The 20,460-nt window shown below is 60.6% G+C and carries 21 protein-coding genes; 19 read left to right on the top strand and 2 right to left on the bottom strand.

The features are described from left to right. Positions 1-3: 3 nt before the first annotated feature. Both moaA and HMPREF2875_RS09425 read right to left on the bottom strand, forming a co-directional pair. Positions 4-1,110, bottom strand: coding sequence for a GTP 3',8-cyclase MoaA (moaA, locus tag HMPREF2875_RS09430; protein WP_070672502.1), 1,107 nt, complete (start codon positions 1,108-1,110; stop codon positions 4-6). 47 nt (positions 1,111-1,157) lie between these two features. Further along, positions 1,158-2,897 (bottom strand): long-chain fatty-acid--CoA ligase, encoded by a 1,740-nt coding sequence (locus HMPREF2875_RS09425; protein ID WP_070672500.1) that lies wholly within the window; start codon positions 2,895-2,897, stop codon positions 1,158-1,160. Between the two features lie 407 nt (positions 2,898-3,304). Here HMPREF2875_RS09425 and rho point away from each other — a divergent pair, with 407 nt between their 5' ends. The 19 genes from rho to HMPREF2875_RS09335 all read left to right on the top strand — a co-directional run bounded on the left by rho (position 3,305) and on the right by HMPREF2875_RS09335 (position 20,136). Continuing rightward, on the top strand, positions 3,305-5,260 hold the full coding sequence (rho, locus tag HMPREF2875_RS09420) for a transcription termination factor Rho (RefSeq protein WP_070672497.1): 1,956 nt from the start codon (positions 3,305-3,307) through the stop codon (positions 5,258-5,260). Next, positions 5,260-6,336 carry a peptide chain release factor 1 gene (prfA, locus tag HMPREF2875_RS09415; protein WP_039674978.1) on the top strand — a complete coding sequence of 359 codons (1,077 nt, stop codon included), beginning with the start codon at positions 5,260-5,262 and terminating at the stop codon, positions 6,334-6,336. The genes rho and prfA overlap by 1 nt, the downstream gene beginning before the upstream one ends. Before the next feature lie 25 nt (positions 6,337-6,361). Beyond that, positions 6,362-7,222 (top strand): peptide chain release factor N(5)-glutamine methyltransferase, encoded by an 861-nt coding sequence (gene prmC, locus HMPREF2875_RS09410; protein WP_070672495.1) that lies wholly within the window; start codon positions 6,362-6,364, stop codon positions 7,220-7,222. Between the two features lie 64 nt (positions 7,223-7,286). Further along, entirely contained in the window at positions 7,287-7,961 is a 675-nt protein-coding gene (locus HMPREF2875_RS09405) for an L-threonylcarbamoyladenylate synthase (protein ID WP_070672491.1), read from the top strand. A 12-nt stretch (positions 7,962-7,973) separates the two neighbouring features. Further along, entirely contained in the window at positions 7,974-9,149 is a 1,176-nt protein-coding gene (locus tag HMPREF2875_RS09400) for an MraY family glycosyltransferase (protein ID WP_070672489.1), read from the top strand. Positions 9,150-9,165: 16 nt separating this feature from the next. After that, a complete protein-coding gene (locus tag HMPREF2875_RS09395) occupies positions 9,166-9,600 on the top strand; it encodes a Cg1360 family ATP-synthase-associated protein (protein WP_070672487.1) in 435 nt (144 codons plus the stop codon). A gap of 458 nt (positions 9,601-10,058) precedes the next feature. Continuing rightward, entirely contained in the window at positions 10,059-10,871 is an 813-nt protein-coding gene (gene atpB, locus HMPREF2875_RS09390; RefSeq protein WP_070672485.1) for a F0F1 ATP synthase subunit A, read from the top strand. A gap of 105 nt (positions 10,872-10,976) precedes the next feature. Beyond that, complete coding sequence (locus HMPREF2875_RS09385) at positions 10,977-11,219, top strand: ATP synthase F0 subunit C (RefSeq protein ID WP_042530472.1); 243 nt, start codon at positions 10,977-10,979, stop codon at positions 11,217-11,219. A 44-nt stretch (positions 11,220-11,263) separates the two neighbouring features. Further along, positions 11,264-11,836 carry a F0F1 ATP synthase subunit B gene (locus HMPREF2875_RS09380; protein WP_070672482.1) on the top strand — a complete coding sequence of 191 codons (573 nt, stop codon included), beginning with the start codon at positions 11,264-11,266 and terminating at the stop codon, positions 11,834-11,836. Positions 11,837-11,842: 6 nt separating this feature from the next. Continuing rightward, positions 11,843-12,658 carry a F0F1 ATP synthase subunit delta gene (locus tag HMPREF2875_RS09375; RefSeq protein WP_070672480.1) on the top strand — a complete coding sequence of 272 codons (816 nt, stop codon included), beginning with the start codon at positions 11,843-11,845 and terminating at the stop codon, positions 12,656-12,658. A 60-nt stretch (positions 12,659-12,718) separates the two neighbouring features. Beyond that, on the top strand, positions 12,719-14,359 hold the full coding sequence (gene atpA, locus HMPREF2875_RS09370) for a F0F1 ATP synthase subunit alpha (RefSeq protein ID WP_070672478.1): 1,641 nt from the start codon (positions 12,719-12,721) through the stop codon (positions 14,357-14,359). Positions 14,360-14,414: 55 nt separating this feature from the next. After that, positions 14,415-15,398: a F0F1 ATP synthase subunit gamma gene (locus HMPREF2875_RS09365; RefSeq protein ID WP_070672475.1), complete on the top strand. Its 984-nt coding sequence runs from the start codon at positions 14,415-14,417 to the stop codon at positions 15,396-15,398. Positions 15,399-15,401: 3 nt separating this feature from the next. Further along, positions 15,402-16,850, top strand: a complete 1,449-nt coding sequence (gene atpD / locus HMPREF2875_RS09360) for a F0F1 ATP synthase subunit beta (protein ID WP_039674999.1) — start codon at positions 15,402-15,404, stop codon at positions 16,848-16,850. A 10-nt stretch (positions 16,851-16,860) separates the two neighbouring features. Then, positions 16,861-17,229, top strand: a complete 369-nt coding sequence (locus HMPREF2875_RS09355; RefSeq protein ID WP_070672472.1) for a F0F1 ATP synthase subunit epsilon — start codon at positions 16,861-16,863, stop codon at positions 17,227-17,229. A 193-nt stretch (positions 17,230-17,422) separates the two neighbouring features. Beyond that, positions 17,423-17,899, top strand: a complete 477-nt coding sequence (locus tag HMPREF2875_RS09350) for a DUF2550 domain-containing protein (RefSeq protein WP_070672469.1) — start codon at positions 17,423-17,425, stop codon at positions 17,897-17,899. A gap of 24 nt (positions 17,900-17,923) precedes the next feature. Continuing rightward, positions 17,924-18,616 (top strand): endonuclease NucS, encoded by a 693-nt coding sequence (gene nucS / locus HMPREF2875_RS09345; protein ID WP_070672466.1) that lies wholly within the window; start codon positions 17,924-17,926, stop codon positions 18,614-18,616. Beyond that, entirely contained in the window at positions 18,616-18,900 is a 285-nt protein-coding gene (locus HMPREF2875_RS14010) for a hypothetical protein (protein WP_083311900.1), read from the top strand. Before nucS ends, HMPREF2875_RS14010 begins: the two co-directional genes overlap by 1 nt. Before the next feature lie 10 nt (positions 18,901-18,910). Further along, positions 18,911-19,219 (top strand): MTH1187 family thiamine-binding protein, encoded by a 309-nt coding sequence (locus tag HMPREF2875_RS09340; protein ID WP_070672463.1) that lies wholly within the window; start codon positions 18,911-18,913, stop codon positions 19,217-19,219. Then, positions 19,216-20,136, top strand: a complete 921-nt coding sequence (locus HMPREF2875_RS09335; protein ID WP_070672460.1) for a tetratricopeptide repeat protein — start codon at positions 19,216-19,218, stop codon at positions 20,134-20,136. Before HMPREF2875_RS09340 ends, HMPREF2875_RS09335 begins: the two co-directional genes overlap by 4 nt. The last annotated feature ends 324 nt before the right edge of the window (positions 20,137-20,460 follow it).

Below are 20,460 nucleotides of genomic sequence, written 5' to 3'. Positions count from 1 at the left end.
AATCTAGCCGCCGATGGCGGACATAGGGCGATCGGGCTGGAGGAATCCCTCGTCATTGACTCCATGGCCTGGCAGCTTGCGCCACATTTCCCCGGCCCATGCCGCCGCGAGCTCGTCGTCGCTGGCGCCGGCGCGCATCAGATCTCGCAGGGACGTCTCCGAATTTCCGAACAGGCAATTGCGCACCGCGCCATCGGTAGTCAGGCGTGTGCGATCGCAGTTGCCACAGAAGGGGCGGGTAACGGAAGCAATAACGCCGATGCGTCCCGCAGGAACGGAGCCATCGCGGGAGGTTGCATCCCAGAGAGCAGCAGGGGCTGAGCCGCGCGGTTCTTCGGCCGGTGTGAGCTCAAACTCCTCGCGCAGGCGAGCAAGAATCTCCTCGGCCGTGACCATGCGGGAGCGTTCCCACTCCTCACGAGGGCCTAAGGGCATTTGCTCAATAAAGCGCAGTTCAGCGCCGCGCTCCAGACTAAAGCGCGCCAGCGAAAGGATGGCGGATTCATTGATACCCGGCATGATGACGGCATTGATTTTTACCGGGGCCATATCGGCGGCAAGGGCAGCGTCGATCGAGGCAAGCACGTCCGGCAGGCGGTCGCGCCGGGTAAGACGAGCATAGAGCTCGCGATCAAGGGTATCGAGGGAAATGTTGACGCGGTCTAGCCCTGCGTGCTGAAGCCCTTCAAGCCGCTTGTCCAACCCCAAACCGTTGGTGGTCAGCGCAGTGGAGGGAGCTTTACCTTCATCGGTACGCAGGGCGGTGGTGGCGGCAATAATCTCCTCCAAGGAGTTACGCAGGAGCGGCTCACCGCCGGTAAAGCGGACCTGGCGGATGCCGAGCTTCTCCACGGCGAGGCGAATGAGGCGGATGGTTTCGTCGTCGCTAAGCGTCTCTTCGGTTGGCATCCATTCAAAGCCCTCGGCCGGCATGCAATAGGTGCAGCGTAAATTGCAGCGGTCCGTTAAAGATACGCGCAAGTCACGGGCCTGGCGGCCGTAGCGGTCGAGGAGCGCGCGGTGGCCATCAGTGCTAGGCCCCGGTAAGTCAGCGGGAAGGCTGGCCGCGCCGGGGATGCGGGGCAGGGGTAGCGGGATGGAAGCGGACATTGCTCGTTACTGTAGCCCGAAGAGCGCCGAATTAATAGGCGGTGTGATCAGTCTTCGGCATCGAGACGTTGCGACTCACCCGGGCCCTTAAGCCGGATGATGTTGTACTCACCATCAGCCAAATGGGCACGCAGGTCCTTCTTATCGAACTTGCCCACGGAAGTCTTATCGATGGACTTCACAAAGGTCCAGTACTCCGGAAGCATCCAGGAGGGCAACTCTGAGCGCATAGCATCACGCAGACGCTCGGCGGTCTCAATGGTGGGGGAAATCCCCGCTGCCAACACTGTGACGGCAAGTGGGCGCTCGACCCATTGCTTATCGGGGTAGCCAATGACCGCGCATTCGAGCACGTCTTGGTTAGCCATGATGAGGTTTTCTAGCTGTACTGAATAGATCCACTCGCCACCGGAGCGGATGACGTCACGGGCGCGGTCCTCCACGGTGAGGAAGCCATCCTCGTTGACGTAGCCGACGTCACCGGTGCGCAGCCATCCATCCGCAGTGAACTTGGACTCGGCATCCTCCACGTCCTTGCCGCGGAACTCGTGGGCGGCACCGCCATCTTCGGAGGTGGGCGAGTGGTAGTAGGAACCAGTAACGAGGTTGCCGCGTACTTGAATCTCGCCGGCGTTGCGGTCGGTGGTGTTGACCACATGCCCGTCATTGACCACGCGAAATTGCAGGGAGGCAGGGAAGCGGCCTTGGGAAATGCGGTACGCCCAGCGTGCTTCGCCGGAAGCACCTGAAGGCGGGCGCGCGACGGTTCCGACGGTGGTGGTCTCGGCCATGCCCCAGACGTGCACCACGTCGACGCCGTAGCGCTCCTCCCACATCTTGATGAGCTGCGGTGGCACAGGCGAGCCACCGGCAAAAATCTCGGTCAGCGTCATACGCTCCGGCGGGTTCTTGAGGTAGTGCACAAAAAGCTGAATCCAAATGGTGGGCACGCCATGCGCCACGCGCGGGGAGGTCGCGGCGATGACTTTGGCCAGGGTGGCAGGGGAGACGTCGGCGTCGGGAAGCACCAGCGGCGTGCCCGTCATCCATGCCGCAAAAGGAACGCCCCAGCTCAGCACGTGATAGATGGGAATACAGCACAGGAAGGTCTCGCCATGCGTCACACAGAGCGAATCGGAAGCACGCAGCTGCATGCCCTCGAGATACAGCGCGCGGTGCGAGTAGAGCACGCCTTTGGGCGCGCCGGTGGTACCGGTGGAATAACACAGGGCGGCCGCGGTGTGCTCATCCAAGGTGGGCCAGTCATAGACCGTCGAGCGGCCATCGAGCAGCTCCTCGTAGCTGTAGACCTCGATGCCCTGGGGCATGGGAACAGTGAGCTTATCGACGTCCGTAAAGACCACCGCACGCACACACTCCACGCCCTTGAGGACATCTGCAAGCTGCTGGCCAAGGCGCCCATCGGCGACAATAACTTGTACTTCCGCATGGTTGACGATGTGCCTAATCTGGTCATTCATCAACTGCTTATTGAGCGGGGTAAAGACCGCACCTTTGCAGGCGGTGCCAAAGAGGACCTCGAGGTGCTCCGCACAATTCCATAGCAATGACCCCACGCGTTCATCGCCGGTAACACCGAGAGTGTCATGAAGCGCATGTGCGAAGGCCGCAGCGCGTGCCCCAATATCGGCGAAGGTGGTTTCCTCGCGCTCATTGCCCGGATCGTCACTATGCCACGTGATGACTTGGGTTTGGCCGTGGACGGAGGAACCGTACTCCAGGATGCGCGTCAGGGACAGGGGGATATCCTGCATGGTGGAGAGCATGCGTACCACTTTAGCCGTGTCAGTGTGAGCGCGGTGGAAGGATGCGGTATAGTTATCCGCGACTGGCGGGGAGGCCTTCCCCGCACCTTCCGAGCATCCTCCACGGTGTGCACTCGTGAGACTGTGCACGACGGTGAAGGGGAGTAGAGATACGCTCGCAGTCGCCTCTTAAAACATCTCCCATCAGTGACCCACGGCTCTAGTTTTTTCCGCGCCGCGGGGGCGCGTCAACGAGGGGAGAGCCACACAAACCCACCGCCCACGGGGATCGCGGTTGCGTGAACTCGCTGGTGGCGGCGGACCACTTCAATTACACACTGGCTTCCAACGCCCCACGCGTGGGCTGTACCGCTTGATTGCGGCCTGGCCATGTTGGTGCTCGTTGGTGAAGCGACGAAAGGATATCCGTGAGCGATACGGACAAGACCGCAGCACAGGACTTGGCGTCCCTGAAGCTGCCGGAACTGCGCAAGCTTGCAGCGGAACGCGGACTCCGCGGCGTCTCCGGACTGCGCAAGGGGGACCTCATTACTGCTCTGACCACCGGCCAGGTTCCGGTGCGTGCCGCGAAGGCAGCGGCAAAGGCTGCCGACGCCCCCAAGGCAGAGGACAAGACCGAGGAGAAGGCCTCCACTCCGCGCCGCGCAGCGCGCAAGGCCTCCCGCCCGGCAGGCTCCGCCGAGGAGAAGAACCACGATGCCCAGAAGGGCGCGAACAACAACCCTGAGCAGGGCTCCGACCAGGGATCTGAGCAGGGTGACAACAACGCGGACAAGGGTGGCAAGAACGACGAGCAGCGCTATGAATCGCGCTCCCAGGCCCGCCGCGCTCGCCGCAACCGTGCCCGCCGCCAAGAGCGTGAGGCCCGCGAAGAGGCTAAGGCTTCCGGTCACGATGACCACAACAACGGCCAGGACAAGGGAAACTCTGGCAACCAGGGCGGCAACAATAACGACGGCCAGGGCAAGTCGGAGGACAACCAGGGCCGCAACGACAATGGTGGCGGCAACAATAACGGTGGTAACAATAACGGCGGCAACAACCGTCGTGACAACAACAACCGCCACGATGATGACAACAACCATGGCGGTGGCGGACGTCGCAACCGTCGTAACCGCCGAAACCGTCGCGGCCGTGACCGCGATGGCGGCGGCAATGGTGGCAATGATCTGCAAATCCGCGAGGGCGATGAGGTACAGGTCGTCGGCGGCATCCTGGAGGTCGTGGATAACAACGTGGCCTTCCTGCGCACCACGGGTTACCGCGCGGCTAGCTCCGATGTCTTTGTTAACAACAACCTCGTGCGCCGCTTGGGCTTGCGTTCCGGCGATGCGCTGACCGGTAAGGTCAAGGTGTCCGGTCCGACGCATACCCACGGCAACGGCCGCAACCGCCGCAAGTACAACCAGCTGGTGGAAGTCGATACCGTCAATGGTCTCGATCCGTCGAGCGCCAAGGAGCGTCCGGACTTCGCCAAGCTCACCCCGCTCTACCCGAACCAGCGCCTGCGCCTGGAGACGGATCCGAAGATCCTCACCACCCGCGTCATTGACCTCATCATGCCGATTGGTAAGGGCCAGCGCGCGCTCATCGTCTCCCCGCCGAAGGCCGGTAAGACGACGATTCTGCAGAACATCGCCAACGCGATTGCTGCCAACAACCCCGAGTGCTACCTCATGGTCGTTCTCGTTGACGAGCGCCCTGAAGAGGTCACCGACATGCAGCGCAGCGTCAAGGGTGAGGTCATTGCCTCTACCTTCGACCGCCCGCCGTCAGAGCACACTTCCGTGGCAGAGCTGGCCATCGAGCGCGCCAAGCGCTTGGTGGAGCAGGGCAAGGATGTCGTCGTCCTGCTCGACTCCATTACTCGCCTGGGCCGTGCCTACAACAACTCTTCGCCGGCCTCCGGCCGCATCCTTTCCGGCGGTGTGGACTCCAACGCCCTTTACCCGCCGAAGCGTTTCCTCGGTGCTGCCCGCAACATCGAAAACGGCGGTTCGCTGACCATCATCGCCACCGCGATGGTGGAGACCGGCTCCACCGGTGACACCGTCATCTTCGAGGAGTTCAAGGGCACCGGCAACGCCGAGCTCAAGCTTGACCGCGCCATCTCTGAGCGCCGCATCTTCCCGGCTGTGGACGTCAACCCGTCCGGCACCCGCAAGGACGAGCTCTTGCTCGTCCCGGAGGAAGCACGCATCATGACCAAGCTGCGGCGTATCCTCTCTGGTCTGGACTCCTTCGCCGCCATTGACTTGCTCATCAAGCAGCTCAAGAAGACCCGCTCCAACGGTGAGTTCCTCATGCAGGTGGCGTCCTCTGCGCCTATGGCAGCAGACACCGATGAGGAGGACTACAAGTAATGTCGAACCAGGTTTCCCTCGTTGACGATATTGTCTCCGAGTACCAGGGCATCGAAATGCAGATGGCTGATCCGGAGGTAGCCGGTGATCAGTCCCAGTTCCGCAAGCTGTCCAAGCGCTATGCCGAGCTGCGACCCATCGTCGCCGTGAACGACGAGCTGGTCCAGGCCCGACAGGACTTGGCCGATGCCAAGGAAATGGCCTACGAAGACCACGAGTTCCAGCCTGAGGTCGACCGCCTCGAGCCGCTCGTCGTGGAATTGGAAGAAAAGCTCGCTGACCTGCTCGCACCGCGCGATGAGCAGGACTCCGAGGACATCATTATGGAGATTAAGGCCGGTGCCGGTGGTGAAGAGGCAGCCCTCTTCGCCGGCGACCTGGCTCGCATGTACGAGCGCTTTGCCGACAAGGCCGGCTTCCAGTGGGAGGTCCTAGGCCTCAACGAGTCGGATTTGGGCGGCGTGAAGGACATGTCCATCTCCTTCAAGTCCAAGACCCCATCCCGCGACGGTGCCTGGAGCGTGTTCAAGTTTGAGGGCGGCGTGCACCGCGTGCAGCGCATCCCGGTAACGGAGTCCCAGGGCCGCATCCAGACCTCGGCTGCCGGCGTTCTGGTCTACCCGGAACCGGAAGAAGTCGAAGCAGTCAACATCGACGACAAGGATATCCGCGTCGACGTGTATCGTTCCTCCGGTAAGGGCGGCCAGGGTGTCAACACCACGGACTCCGCCGTGCGTATTACCCACCTGCCAACTGGCCTGGTGGTGACGTGTCAGAAGGAACGTTCCCAGATCCAGAACAAGGCGCGTGCCCTGCAGGTTCTGCAAGCTCGCCTCGACCAGATGGAACGCGAAGCCCGCGAGGCCGAAGCCGGCGAGCAGCGCGCCTCCCAGGTGCGCACCATGGACCGCTCCGAGCGCATCCGCACCTATAACTGGCCGGAGAACCGTATTACCGATCACCGCATTGGCTACAAGGCCAACAACCTAGACGCGGTGCTCAACGGCGATATGCACGAACTTATTGAGGCCCTCCAGGCCCAGGAGCGTGCCGAGCGCCTTGAGGCCGAAGGCTAGGGCAATAAGGCTAGGACGACACACGGTGACGTTTCACACCTATCAGGAGGCGCTTCGCGATGCCGCGGGGCGCCTTCGCGCTGCCGGAGTCCCCTCACCCGAGTGGGACGCACGCCTGCTGGCCGCGCATCTCATCCACTGCGGTCACATGGATATCCCCATGGATCAAGCACCCATCCCGGGTTTTGACGTGGCCTATGGGGCGCTGGTGGGGCGTCGTGAAGCGCGCGAGCCCCTCCAACACATCCTGGGCCACGCGTGGTTCGGTCCGCTCGAGCTTGAGGTGGGACCTGGCGTGTTCATTCCGCGCCCAGAGACGGAGGTGCTTGCCGATTGGTGCGTGAGATTTCTTCAGAAAACTCACGCAGAGGATAGTCGTGTCGTTGACCTGTGCACGGGGTCCGGGGCGCTGGCGCTCTACGTCGCGCACTATCTGCCGCGGGCACAGGTGTGGGGCGTGGAGCTTTCCGACGCCTCCCTGGCCTATGCCCAGCGCAACGCCGCACGTCACGCCCCTGAACTTCAGTTGGTTCAGGGTGATGTGACAGACCCACAGGTCCTTTCCGAGTTGGATGGCACCGTGGACTTCGTGCTTACGAATCCGCCCTACGTGCCCGAGACTCCGGACCTGGAGCCGGAGGTGTACCAGGACCCCCACGAGGCCGTCTTTGGTGGGGCGGACGGGATGGACACCATTACCGCCATGATTCCCACCATCGCGCGCCTATTGCGCCCAGGCGGGCGGGTAGGTCTTGAGCACGATGATGAGACTTCCCACAAGGTCCAGGAAGCATTCCGCGCACATGGCGGATTCGAGCAGGTCGACATACTTCATGACCTCACAGGTACCGCGCGGTTTGTGACGGCGGTGCGGGGAGTACAGTAGATTGGTCAAGGATTGGCCAACCAGCCGACGCACAATGAGCGTGGCATAAAGGAGAATCTCACCGATGCAGGGACAGATTTTTAACTGCGCGGATGCAGCCGAGCGCGAAGAAGGCATGGAGCTCGCAGTCAAGGCCGCTAAGTCTGGGCGTCTCGTGGTCCTGCCCACCGATACCCTCTACGGGTTGGGCTGTGACGCCTTCGATAACGACGCGGTGGCCGGCCTCCTTGCCACCAAGCATCGCGGGCCCGATATGCCGGTACCGGTGCTGGTGGGCTCGTGGGATACTGTCAAGGGCCTCGTGGCACGGTTGGATGACACTGCGCAGAACCTTATCGAGGCGTTCTGGCCGGGCGGGCTGTCGATCGTCGTCGAGCAGGCTCCCTCCTTGCCATGGAACCTGGGGGATACGCGCGGCACCGTGATGCTGCGGATGCCGCTGCATCCCATCGCTATTGAGCTGCTGCGCGAAGTCGGCCCCATGGCAGTCTCTTCAGCGAATATCTCCGGCCACCAGCCGCCGACGACCGCCATTGCTGCCAAGCAGCAGCTGGGCAAAGCCGTGACGGTGTACCTCGATGGTGGGGAAGCAGAGATTGGCAAGCCCTCGACGATCATTGATCTCTCCGGTCCGCACCCCTATTTGCTGCGCGAGGGAGCGTTGAAGGCCGAAGAGATCGCTGAAGTGATTGGTGTAACCCCAGAGTCCCTGCGCACCCGCCCGAGCGCACAGAGCTAAGGAGCGCTCACCGTGGCAGGAACAGGTGTGCCGCTGCGCGAATTGGCCCTAGTCATTTTCGTCGCTGCTGCCTTTACGTATCTCAGCACCGGTCTGGTGCGTACTTTTCTCGTGCGCACGGGCCGGGTGGCGGAGATTCGCCTGCGTGATAGCCACTCGCAACCCACCCCGCAGTTGGGCGGCGTGGCTATGTTTACTGGCTTTGCTGCGGCAGTCTATCTTGCGGGCCAGCTTCCAGCCTTGACTCGTGGCTTTATGCCCGTGACTCCTGAGATGAATGCGGTGCTTTGGTCGGCTGCGGCCATTGTGCTGGTGGGCGTGGTCGATGATCTGATTGAGCTGAGCGCGATAGTCAAACTGGTGGGCCAGCTTGTCGCCGCTGCACTCATGAGCGGTTTAGGCCTGACCTGGACGCTGCTCTTTTTGCCGTTTGGTGATGGAACCACGGTTATCCTCGACCAAGTTCAGAGCACACTCTTGACTGTGTTTTTTACGGTGCTGCTCATCAACGCCATCAATTTCGTCGATGGTCTCGACGGTTTGGCTGCGGGCCTTGGCATGATTGCTGGTGGCGCCATTCTCGTCTTCTCGCTCACGGTACTGCATGACCAAGGCGGGGCAGTCTCGGCCTATCCGCCGGCGATTATTGCTGCCGCACTCGTGGGAATGTGTGCCGGCTTCTTGCCGCATAACTTCGAGCCCTCGCGCATCTTCATGGGGGATAGTGGTGCGATGCTCATTGGCTTGCTGCTGGCGGCTGCATCCACCTCGGCCTCGGGCAAAATTAACATGTCGCTGTATGGAACGGTGGACATGGTGGCGCTCATGTCACCGGTGATCGTGGTCATCGCGGCGGTCTTTATTCCAGTCCTGGACCTTGTCTGGGCGGTTATTCGCCGCGTCTCTCAGGGGCGCTCGCCCTTCGCAGCAGACAAAGCGCATATCCACCACCGCTTGCTGTCATTGGGACATACTCACCGCCGTACGGTGCTGGTGCTCTACTTGTGGGTCTCAGCGGTGGCGTTTGGTGCGGTGTCCTTTTCCATCGTTCCTGCGCCAGTGGCGGTGGCTCTAGCCGTACTTGCCCTTGTCGGCGCCTTCGTCGTGACCCTCATTCCGCTGCGCCAGGGCAAGATTGGGCGCAAGTCTCGTCCGACCAGCGTGGTGTTCGAATCGGATCCCTCCTGAGGTAGGGTAAGGGGCTGTGACTGAATCAACGAGCTCCGACCAGCTATCGCCGTACGATGATCACCGCCGCCCGCTGAAACGCGCACTGCGCCTCGGGGCGATGGGCCTCGTGGTGGTGACCATTGCTTCCCTCGCTATTTGGGGCGGTGTCCGTGGCACGCCGGGTCTTCTGGGCGTGCTGGTCGGCGCAGCCATCGGCGGTGGCTTCGTGCTTTTCACGGCAGCCTCGGTTCTGTTGACTGCACGCACGACGCCATCTACGACCATGGCCGTGGTCCTTGGCGGTTGGCTGCTCAAGGTGGTCATCCTCATCATGGTCCTGCTGCTGATTAAGGACTTGGAGTTTTACGACACCATGGCGCTTTTCGTTACCGTTATCTGTGCGCTGGCGGTCACCCTTGGAACTGAGGTATGGGGAGTCGTGACCTCCAACGTTACGTACGTGTCCTAGCGCAGCGGGCCAAATGTCCCGACCACCATGTTCACCACCCTTACTGGATCCCCCAGGAGGGTGGCTTTTGTATTTGTTCGTGTGGCACTGCGGACAACCGTAGTTACCCCCGTCAAGGTGGGAAAACAGGGGTGTGTGACCAAATCCACTGACTGGGGTTTGGGCAGAATGCGGGCGTTTTAGGTCTATCCGTGAGGGTGGGGTAGCAAGATGCTTAAGGCACGGTGCCCCCACGTGCGAAAACTTGTCATCAAACTGATACCATTCACTTCGGGTTACCGCGGGTTAGTGTCATGCTAGCCCGATACAGTGCGGTTTATCCTTGTCTTGTTCACGCTGATGTGCGACGGAGTCCGTGAGCAAGGCAAAGAGCTGAAGACGTCCATCGCACCACATAGCCTTCGACAAGCTGTGTGGCCCGAACACGGGAGAGAACGCTGAGCGTTACAACATTGGCCATGAAGGGTAGCTTTCACGCACCCGAACTGGATCCAGAAATTTTCCCGGGGCACGTAACCGATGACGGTGAAGTCGTCGACCTTTTGTTCGCTGACTTCGCTAACGGTTGGTTCGCTTTGGATCGCATCATGCTGGTTCGCCTGTTCATGGCAGCCATTTTGGTGCTCCTTTTTGTTGTCGCCTTTAAGAACCCCAAGTTGGTTCCTAAAGGATTGCAGAACGTAGGCGAGCACGCGATTGACTTCGTGCGAATTCACATCGCAGAAGACATCTTGGGCAAGAAGGAAGGGCGCCGTTTCCTTCCGATTTTGGCCTCTATCTTCTTCGGCGTTTTGTTCTGGAACGTAGCAACTATTGTTCCGGGCCTGAACATCTCTCCGAACGCCCGTATTGGTATGCCGATCGTATTGGCCATCGTGGCGTACATCGCCATGATCTATGCCGGCGCGAAGCGATTCGGTTTCGGCAAGTTTGTCAAGTCCTCGGTGGTTATTCCTAACCTTCCGCCGTGGCTGCACGTTCTTGTTGTGCCGATTGAGGCATTCTCTACGTTCGTTATGCGCCCAGTCACGCTGGCACTTCGTCTGATGGCGAACTTCCTGGCTGGTCACCTCATTTTGGTCCTGTTGTACTCGGCAACGAACTTCTTTTTCTTCCAGTTCAACGCCTGGACTGCATTGAGTGGCCTGACGCTGGTCGCAGCGGTTCTGTTCACGATCTACGAGATTATCGTCATCTTCCTGCAGGCATACATCTTTGCCCTGCTGACGGCGGTATACATCGAATTGTCGCTGCATGCAGACTCGCACTAACAACAACGCGAACCTCGCGGTTAACTAAATATCCCCAGAATCCATCCTCACTGCTTCCTGCGGAACAGTCCGCGGGAGAAACATTGAAAGGGAACGACTTTCATCATGAACGAAATCATTCTTGCTCAGGACGCTGCTGAGTCCACCCTCAAGGGTCTCGGCGCCATCGGCTACGGCATCGCAACCATCGGCCCGGGTCTGGGCATCGGTATCCTCGTCGGCAAGACCGTCGAGGGCATGGCTCGCCAGCCGGAGATGGCTGGTCAGCTGCGTACCACCATGTTCCTGGGTATCGCCTTCGTTGAGGCCCTCGCCCTCATCGGCCTCGTTGCAGGCTTCCTGTTCTAAAGAGCGCTTTACACAAGTAAATCGAACTTTAAGAACGGAGCCCCATGAACAACGTCATTTACTACCTTGCAGCGGAAGGAAGTGAGCACCTGCCGCTGGAGAGCGGTAACTCCATCCTTCTGCCCAAGATGTACGACTTGGTCTGGTCTCTCATTCCGTTCGCCGTCATCCTGCTGATTTTCTGGAAGTTTGTGCTTCCGGCATACAGCAAGATGTTGCAGGAGCGTGAAGACCGGATCGAGGGTGGCCTTAAGCGTGCGGAGGCTCAGCAGGCCGAAGCAAAGGCCGCTTTGGAAAAGTACAACGCTCAGCTCGCTGACGCCCGAGCAGAGGCTGCTGAGATCCGTGAGCAGGCGCGTGAGCGTGGCAAGCTGATCGAGGCAGAGGCTAAGGAAGCTGCAGAAGAAGAGACTCGTCGCATTCTCGCCGCTGGTGAGAAGCAGCTGGAAGCTTCCCGTGCACAGGTCGTGTCTGAGCTGCGTTCCGACATCGGACAGAACTCCATCAACTTGGCAGAGAAGCTTCTCGGCGGCGAACTTTCCGACGCCACGAAGCAGTCCTCCACCATTGATAGCTTCCTGTCCGAGCTCGACACTGTGGCACCGGCCGGAAAGTAGGCAACGATGAAGGCAGCTAGCCGCGAAGCACTCGCTACCGTTGAGTCGAAGCTGGATGGTTTTCTCTCCGGCGACAACTCGGTAGCTACTGCTACCCAGGCAGGCCAGGACCTCTTTGAGGTTGTCCGCGTCCTCGACGGTGACCGCGAACTGCGCGTTGCCCTGACCGATGATGCGGCTTCTTCTGAGGAGCGTAAGTCCCTGGTCCAGAAGCTTTTCGGCGGCAAGATTTCCCCGGTAGCACAGCAGGTGCTCGAGGAAGCCGCCGCCGCACAGTGGTCCTCCCCGCGTGATATTGCCCGTGGCCTCGTGAGGCTTGGCCGCCGCGCTCTTCTGCGTGGCGCTGAGTCCGAGGGCAAGCTGGGCCAGGTAGAAGACGAGCTCTTCTCCCTGTCACGCGTGCTGGACCGCGAAGGCGAACTGACCCAGCTGCTTTCAGACCGTACTGCGACGTCCGACCGCAAGGTTGGACTGCTGGCAAGCGTGCTCTACGGCAAGGTCACTATGGTCACTGAAGCGCTCGCGCTGCAGGCCATTGGCCGCCCGGAGCAGAACCCGATTGATGATATTGCCGCACTGGCAGACTCCGCAGCCGAGCTGCAGGGCCGCTCCATTGCGCGCGTGACGTCGGCGGGTGAGCTAAACGATAGCCAGCGGGCAGCACTCGCTGAAAAGCTGGGCAAAATTTATGGTCGTGCGATGTCCATCCACTCTGAGGTTGACACCAGCCTCCTCGGTGGTATGACCATCCGCGTTGGCGACGAAGTCATTGATGGTTCGACGGCAGGCAAGATTTCCCGCCTTCGTGCTGTGATGGCATAAGCCGAAACGACAGAAACGATTAAGTAATTGCTGGAAGATACTACCGAGAGCAGGAAGAACATGGCGGAGCTGACGATCTCCTCCGACGAGATCCGTAGCGCGATTGCGAACTACACCTCGAGCTACTCCGCGGAGGCCTCCCGTGAGGAGGTCGGCGTGGTCATTTCGGCAGCTGACGGTATTGCGCAGGTTTCGGGCCTGCCGTCCGTCATGGCGAATGAGCTGCTCGAGTTCCCAGGCGGCGTCATCGGCGTCGCTCAGAACCTTGACACCAACTCCATCGGTGTCGTGGTCTTGGGCAACTTCGAGTCCCTTAAGGAAGGCGACGAGGTCAAGAGGACCGGCGAAGTCCTCTCCATCCCTGTGGGCGAGGAATTCCTCGGCCGCGTTATCAACCCACTGGGCCAGCCGATTGACGGCATGGGCCCGATTACCGCTGAAGAGGACCGCGTCCTCGAGCTGCAGGCACCGTCCGTGCTGCAGCGTCAGCCGGTGGAAGAGCCGATGCAGACCGGCATCAAGGCAATTGACGCCATGACCCCGATTGGTCGTGGTCAGCGTCAGTTGATCATTGGTGACCGTAAGACGGGTAAGACCGCCGTCTGTATCGACACCATCCTGAACCAGAAGGCTAACTGGGAGTCTGGCGATAAGAACAAGCAGGTCCGCTGCATCTACGTCGCCATCGGCCAGAAGGGCTCCACCATTGCTGGTGTGCGCCACACCCTGGAGCAGCACGGCGCCCTAGAGTACACCACCATCGTGGCTGCTCCGGCATCCGACGCCGCCGGCTTCAAGTGGCTGGCACCGTTCTCCGGTGCAGCTCTGGGTCAGCACTGGATGTACCAGGGCAACCACGTCCTGATCATTTACGATGATCTGACCAAGCAGGCTGAGGCCTACCGTGCGATTTCCCTTCTGCTGCGCCGCCCGCCGGGCCGCGAGGCATACCCGGGTGACGTCTTCTACCTCCACTCCCGTCTGCTGGAGCGTGCTGCAAAGCTCTCCGACGACATGGGTGCAGGTTCCATGACCGCACTGCCGATCATTGAGACGAAGGCGAACGACGTCTCCGCCTTCATTCCGACCAACGTTATTTCTATTACCGACGGCCAGGTCTTCCTGGAGTCCGACCTGTTTAACCAGGGCGTCCGTCCGGCAATTAACGTCGGTGTGTCCGTCTCCCGTGTTGGTGGTGCAGCACAGACCAAGGGTATGAAGAAGGTTGCTGGTAACCTCCGTCTTGAGCTGGCTGCCTACCGTGACCTGCAGGCCTTCGCTGCCTTCGCGTCCGACCTTGACTCTGCCTCCAAGGCTCAGCTGGAGCGCGGTGAGCGCCTTGTTGAGCTGCTGAAGCAGTCCGAGTCCTCCCCGCAGCCTGTCGAGTACCAGATGGTTTCCATCTTCCTCGCAGACCAGGGCATCTTCGACGTCGTTCCCGTCGAGGACGTACGCCGCTTCGAGAAGGAGCTGCACGATCACCTCAACTCTGCAACCCCGCAGGTGTTCGAGCAGATTCAGGGCGGCACCGCTCTGACCGACGAGTCCAAGGATGCGCTTGTTGCCGCAGCCAAGGACTTCACCCCGTCCTTCCGCACCTCTGAGGGCCACAACCTCGGCACTGAGGCTCCGGTGGATCCGCTCGACGCTGAAGAAATCAACAAGTCCGAGCTCAACGTCTCCCGCAAGACGGCCAAGTAGAGTCCGCACACTCTAAGAAGTAACCGTCTAGAAAAAGAAGGGAGGAGCGAAAACCATGGCTAATCTTCGTGAACTGCGTGACCGCATCAGGTCCGTCAATTCCACTAAGAAGATCACCAAGGCACAGGAGCTCATTGCTACCTCGCGCATTACCAAGGCACAGGCCAGGGTCGAGGCGTCGCAGCCTTATGCGCACGAGCTGTCCAACGTGTTGAACAAGCTCGCCGCGCACACAAACCTGGATCACCCGATGCTCCGTGAGCGTGAAGATGGCAAGGTCGCCGCAATCCTCGTGGTCTCCTCTGACCGCGGTATGTGCGGTGGCTACAACAACAACGTCTTCAAGAAGGCGGCCGAGCTCGAAGCATTGCTGAAGAGCGAAGGTTTCGAGACCGTCCGCTACGTCACGGGTAACAAGGGCGTTGGCTTCTACAAGTTCCGTGAAGCCGAGGTCGCAGGCAGCTGGACTGGATTCTCGCAGGATCCGACCTGGGAGGCGACGCACGACGTGCGCCACCACATCATCGACGGCTTCATCGCCGGTTCGAAGGGCCAGGCTAAGACCCGCGAGGGAATCAATCTCGAGGGCGAGACCGTCCGCGGTTTCGACCAAGTACACGTTGTGTACACCGAGTTCCAGTCCATGCTGACCCAGACGGCGCGTGTGCAGCAGCTGCTGCCGGTGGTACCGGTTATTGAGGAAGAGGACTTCAACATGGGTGAGTCCGCGCTTTCCGACGCCTCGTCGGCCAATCAGGTCACCCCTGATTACGACTTCGAGCCGGATGCGGACACCCTCATGGAAGCACTGCTCCCGCAGTACGTGTCCCGCCTCCTGTTTGCGATGTTCTTGGAGTCCTCGGCCTCCGAGTCCGCCGCACGCCGTACCGCAATGAAGTCTGCAACTGATAACGCTACCGAGCTGGTCAAGGACCTCTCCCGCGTTGCCAACCAGGCACGTCAGGCGCAGATTACCCAAGAAATCACAGAGATCGTCGGTGGCGCTGGGGCGCTCGCCGAAAGCGCAGAAAGTGACTAGATTATGACTACAGCTCTGCAAGAGCAGAACACACAGTCGTCGGCTACCGCCGGCCGTGTGGTGCGTGTCATCGGTCCGGTCGTCGACGTGGAGTTTCCGCGTGGCGGGCTGCCGGCACTGTACAACGCACTGACCGTCGAGGTGACCCTCGAGGCTGTTGCAAAGACCGTCACCCTTGAGGTCGCTCAGCACCTCGGTGACAACCTCGTCCGTGCCGTGTCCATGGCTCCGACCGACGGCCTCGTCCGCGGTGCAGCCGTAACCGACACTGGCAAGCCGATTTCCGTCCCCGTGGGCGATGTGGTCAAGGGCCACGTCTTCAACGCCCTCGGTGACTGCCTCGACCAGCCGGGGCTGGGCCGCGATGGTGAGCAGTGGGGCATCCACCGCGAGCCGCCGGCATTCGACCAGCTGGAGGGTAAGACCGAAATCCTCGAGACCGGTATTAAGGTTATTGACCTTCTCACCCCGTACGTCAAGGGCGGCAAGATTGGCCTCTTTGGTGGTGCAGGTGTGGGTAAGACCGTTCTTATCCAGGAGATGATTACTCGTATCGCACGCGAGTTCTCCGGTACCTCCGTCTTCGCCGGCGTTGGCGAGCGCACCCGTGAGGGCACCGACCTGTTCCTTGAGATGGAAGAGATGGGCGTTCTCCAGGACACGGCCCTCGTGTTCGGCCAGATGGACGAGCCGCCTGGAGTCCGTATGCGCGTGGCTCTGTCCGGTCTGACCATGGCGGAGTACTTCCGCGATGTCCAGAACCAGGACGTGCTGCTGTTCATCGACAACATCTTCCGTTTCACCCAGGCAGGTTCTGAGGTGTCCACGCTGCTCGGCCGTATGCCGTCCGCCGTGGGTTACCAGCCGACTCTGGCCGATGAAATGGGTGTTCTGCAGGAGCGTATTACCTCCACCAAGGGTAAGTCCATTACCTCCCTGCAGGCCGTCTACGTGCCGGCCGATGACTACACTGACCCGGCTCCGGCCACCACCTTCGCCCACCTCGATGCCACCACCGAGCTGGACCGTTCCATTGCTTCCAAGGGTATTTACCCGGCAGTGAACCCGCTGACCTCTACCTCTCGTATTCTGGAGCCGTCCATCGTGGGCGAGCGCCACTACGAGGTGGCACAGCGTGTCATCGGTATCCTGCAGAAGAACAAGGAACTCCAGGACATCATCGCCATCCTTGGTATGGACGAGCTGTCTGAGGAGGACAAGGTCACCGTTCAGCGAGCACGTCGTATCGAGCGCTTCCTGGGCCAGAACTTCTTCGTCGCAGAGAAGTTCACCGGTCTGCCGGGCTCCTACGTGCCGCTGGCTGACACCATCGACGCCTTCGAGCGCATCTGCAACGGCGAATTCGACCACTACCCAGAGCAGGCCTTCAACGGCCTGGGTGGCCTGGACGACGTCGAGGCTGCGTACAAGAAGCTGAGCGAGAAGAAGTAGGGAGAGGCACATGGCTGACATCACCGCCGAATTGGTTTCCGTCGAGCGCCTGCTGTGGACCGGCAAGGCCACCATGGTGACGGCTGAGACCACCGAGGGTGAGATCGGCGTGCTTCCTGGCCACGAGCCTATGGTTGGTCAGCTGATCAACAATGGCGTCGTGACCATCCACCCAGCGGACGGCGAGCGCCGCGTCGCTGCCGTCCAGGGTGGCTTCCTCTCCGTGTCCGAGAACAAGATCACCGTCCTCGCGGACTGGGCCATCTGGGCCCGCGAGGTCGATGAGGCACAGGCTCAGGAAGACCTGAAGTCTGAGCACGAGTTGACGAGGTCCCGCGGCGAAGCTGCATTGCGCGCCGTGCGCCGCTTCAACAGCTAACGGATTAGCGGAGAGGGGAGAGAACGGGCAGCAATGACCGCCCTTCCCACTCTGGCTTGAGAAGAACCCCCTGCACCTCCTTTCACGAGGAGAGGCAGGGGGTTTAGCCTTTACCCACGCAAACTGGCATTGCAATGTTGCTAGGCGGTACAATCGTTGAAACAAATCGCATTGCCGTAAAGGACTGTTTGTCATGAATTCTCAGGTGTTGCAAGGGCTACTCTTCGTCCTCATCCTGATTATTCTGGCTGTCATCATCCTCGCCGCAGTGCGCTTTTTTACGTTGCGCTCCCGCGGAACTACGGTCCTTCTGCGCCTCCTGCCGGCCAAGGATTCCCATTCGTGGCGTCATGGGCTGGTGCGCTATAACGGCGAGTATATGGAGTACTTTAAGCTTCGCTCTGTTCTTCCCCGCGCCAACATGCGGTTCAATCGCCTCGACATCACCTTGAACGGAATCCGTTCGCTGGATGATGACGAGGCTTCTTTTATGCCCGCTGGCGACCAGGTTATGGGGATCAGCGTCCATGGCAAGGACTATGAGATTGCCTCTGATGCGCACGGCATCATGGCCCTGAATGCTTGGGTGGAAGCAGCGCCTTCGAAGCGCAAGGAGAAGCTGAACTATCATCAGATGCGCCAGCGTGCCAGCCGCTTTCCAAAGAAGTAGTCCTTACCCGTTAGGGTAGAGGGCATGCGTGTTGTCATCGCCCGTTGCTCTGTAGATTACGTTGGTCGCCTCGACGCCCACTTGCCTATGGCGGACCGACTCATCCTTATCAAGGCCGATGGCTCGGTGTCCGTCCATGCGGATGACCGTGCCTATAAACCTTTGAACTGGATGACTCCTCCGTGCTCCCTGGAGGAGTCTGAGATTACGGATATCGACGGTGAGGATACCGGCGAGAAACTATGGTTGGTGGAGAACCCCAAGGGCGAACAACTCCGCATCACCATCGCAGAGGTGCACCAAGACATCGCTATGGACTTGGGCGAAGACCCAGGCCTGGTCAAGGACGGTGTCGAAGCACACCTGCAAGAGCTTCTAGCGGAGCACATCGAAACGCTTGGGGAGAAGTACTCGCTTGTCCGCCGCGAGTATCCCACGGCGATTGGTCCGGTGGACATTATGGCCAAGAATCCTCAGAACGAGTTTGTGGCGGTGGAGGTCAAGCGCCGTGGAGGTATCGATGGCGTCGAGCAGCTTACGCGTTACCTGGAATTGCTTAACCGCGATGACCTGCTGGCGCCGGTCCATGGTGTGTTTGCGGCGCAGGAAATCAAGCCGCAGGCTCGTACCTTGGCTGAAGACCGCGGGATTCGCTGCGTGGTGCTGGACTACCAGGAGCTGCGCGGTATCGAGTCCAACGAGCTGCGCCTGTTTTAATGCCACGCCGAAACCGAAGAATCCGGGAGGAACCTCGCTTCTTGCCGCGGGATGGCGGCGCGTTGCTCGGTTCGCAGACCGTTCCGGGGCCAAGCTGGACGAATGGGGAACCTTTCATCATGCGGCACATCGGCAGTTCGGCCGCGCAGAAGTACTACGTGTGCCCCGGCTGCAACCAGAACATCCCGCCCGGGGTCGCGCACATTGTGGCGTGGCCGCGCGATAGCGGTAGACAAGGCGATGACCGCCGGCACTGGCACCGCCACTGTTGGGAGCGGCGGTAGACTAGCGGGCATGATTGTTGCCTTTTCTGTAGCCCCGACCATCGTGGGTGATGAGAGCGCCGAGATGTCGGACGCCGTGGCGGAGGCCGTGCGCGTGGTCCGTGCATCCGGCCTACCCAACGAGACCAATGCCATGTTTACCCTCATTGAAGGCGAGTGGGACGAAGTCTTTGCGGTGATTAAGGAGGCCACCGATGCCGTCCGTAAAGTCTCTCCGCGCACGAGCCTGGTCATTAAGGCCGATATTCGCGAAGGCGTCACCGGGCAGATAACCCAAAAAGTAGAATCCGTTAACCGTTACCTGGAGGAGAATCAGTGACCGGACCATACGTTGGAGGCGCCCTCGATTTGGGAGCCATCAAGCAGCAGGCAGAGGCCAAGGCGAAAGCACAGGAACAGGGCACTACCGGTGCCCCTGCAGGAATTCAGCCCTTCTTTGAGGTCACGGAGCAGAACTTTGAGAATGACCTTGTGCGCCGCTCCGCCGAAGTCCCGGTTATCGCGCTTATCGGTTCCCCGCGTTCGCCAGCCTCAGAGCAGTTGAAGAAGGACTTCGAGGAGATGGCCGCGGCAGGCGGCTTAAAGTTCATCGTGGGCTACATCAACGCTGATGTAGTGCCGCAGGTCGCCCAGGTCTTCGGTGTGCAGAACCTACCCACCACCGTGGCCATCGCTGCGGGCCAGCCGGTCACCAACTTTGAGGGGAGCCAGCCACGGGAGAACCTGGAGCAGTGGGTAGCGGCGATCGTCGATAAGCTCGGCCCCCAGCTGCGCGGCCTGCAGGATACTGGTGCTGAGCAGCCCCAGGCGGAGGAAACATCCGACCCGCGCCTGCTCGTGGCAGAGGACGCGCTGAATGCCGGCGATTTCGATGCCGCTATTGCTGCTTACGATGAGGTGCTTGCCGCCGAGCCTGACAATGCCGAAATCAAGCAGGCGCGTGCCACCACCGTGGTGCTCAAGCGGCTTAAGGCATCCGCGAAGGATGGCGACCCCATCGCCGAGGCTGAGGATAATCCACAGGACGTGGATAAGCAGCTCGCGGCTGCTGATGCCCATATTGTTGCCGGGACTCCGGACGTTGCTTTTAGCCGGCTTATCGACGCCATGAAGGTCACCGCCGGCGATGACAAAGCACGTTTGAAGGACCGTCTGCTCGAGCTGTTTGCCCTCTATGATTCTGGCGATCCTCGCGTACTCGCGGCCCGCACGCAGCTCGCTAGTGCGCTGTATTAGTACCTAGTCTCGCTGTCTGACCCGTCAACTTTTTCTGGTTGGCGGGTTTCATCGTCTCGGCGCTTGCCTCGACTAGCTGTGGGATCGCCGATCTGCCCGCTGACCGTGGTGTGGTCGGCGGGTTTCGGTGCCGGCGCGTGCTTTCGGCGTTCCGGCGCTCGTGTTGCCTCATCGCGGGCGTTTAGCCTGCGCCCGGCGGGTCGGGTGGTTGGCTTGTGGTTTGTCTTGTTTGTTCGGCGGCGAGTCTGGCTGCGGCTTCTTGGTATTCGGGCATGGCGGTAATTGGTGTGCCCCAGGGCGGGATGTAGCTCACCCCGGTATTCA

Source organism: Corynebacterium sp. HMSC078H07, from assembly GCF_001812805.1.
Taxonomy (GTDB): domain Bacteria; phylum Actinomycetota; class Actinomycetes; order Mycobacteriales; family Mycobacteriaceae; genus Corynebacterium.
The sequence above is the reverse complement of the archived record's forward strand: the minus strand, read 5'-3'. Positions and strand labels throughout refer to the sequence as shown.

Excerpts from the sequence above, each read along its gene's own strand:
- prfA (WP_039674978.1), top strand. The coding sequence starts at position 5,260 with ATGTCGAACCAGGTTTCCCTCGTTGACGATATTGTCTCCGAGTACCAG.
- HMPREF2875_RS09350 (WP_070672469.1), top strand. The coding sequence starts at position 17,423 with ATGAATTCTCAGGTGTTGCAAGGGCTACTCTTCGTCCTCATCCTGATT.
- moaA (WP_070672502.1), bottom strand. The coding sequence starts at position 1,110 with ATGTCCGCTTCCATCCCGCTACCCCTGCCCCGCATCCCCGGCGCGGCC.
- nucS (WP_070672466.1), top strand. The coding sequence starts at position 17,924 with ATGCGTGTTGTCATCGCCCGTTGCTCTGTAGATTACGTTGGTCGCCTC.
- HMPREF2875_RS09375 (WP_070672480.1), top strand. The coding sequence starts at position 11,843 with ATGAAGGCAGCTAGCCGCGAAGCACTCGCTACCGTTGAGTCGAAGCTG.
- atpD (WP_039674999.1), top strand. The coding sequence starts at position 15,402 with ATGACTACAGCTCTGCAAGAGCAGAACACACAGTCGTCGGCTACCGCC.
- HMPREF2875_RS09340 (WP_070672463.1), top strand. The coding sequence starts at position 18,911 with ATGATTGTTGCCTTTTCTGTAGCCCCGACCATCGTGGGTGATGAGAGC.
- HMPREF2875_RS09365 (WP_070672475.1), top strand. The coding sequence starts at position 14,415 with ATGGCTAATCTTCGTGAACTGCGTGACCGCATCAGGTCCGTCAATTCC.
- HMPREF2875_RS09385 (WP_042530472.1), top strand. The coding sequence starts at position 10,977 with ATGAACGAAATCATTCTTGCTCAGGACGCTGCTGAGTCCACCCTCAAG.
- HMPREF2875_RS09405 (WP_070672491.1), top strand. The coding sequence starts at position 7,287 with ATGCAGGGACAGATTTTTAACTGCGCGGATGCAGCCGAGCGCGAAGAA.
- HMPREF2875_RS09355 (WP_070672472.1), top strand. The coding sequence starts at position 16,861 with ATGGCTGACATCACCGCCGAATTGGTTTCCGTCGAGCGCCTGCTGTGG.
- HMPREF2875_RS14010 (WP_083311900.1), top strand. The coding sequence starts at position 18,616 with ATGCCACGCCGAAACCGAAGAATCCGGGAGGAACCTCGCTTCTTGCCG.
- atpA (WP_070672478.1), top strand. The coding sequence starts at position 12,719 with ATGGCGGAGCTGACGATCTCCTCCGACGAGATCCGTAGCGCGATTGCG.
- atpB (WP_070672485.1), top strand. The coding sequence starts at position 10,059 with ATGAAGGGTAGCTTTCACGCACCCGAACTGGATCCAGAAATTTTCCCG.
- HMPREF2875_RS09425 (WP_070672500.1), bottom strand. The coding sequence starts at position 2,897 with ATGCTCTCCACCATGCAGGATATCCCCCTGTCCCTGACGCGCATCCTG.
- HMPREF2875_RS09380 (WP_070672482.1), top strand. The coding sequence starts at position 11,264 with ATGAACAACGTCATTTACTACCTTGCAGCGGAAGGAAGTGAGCACCTG.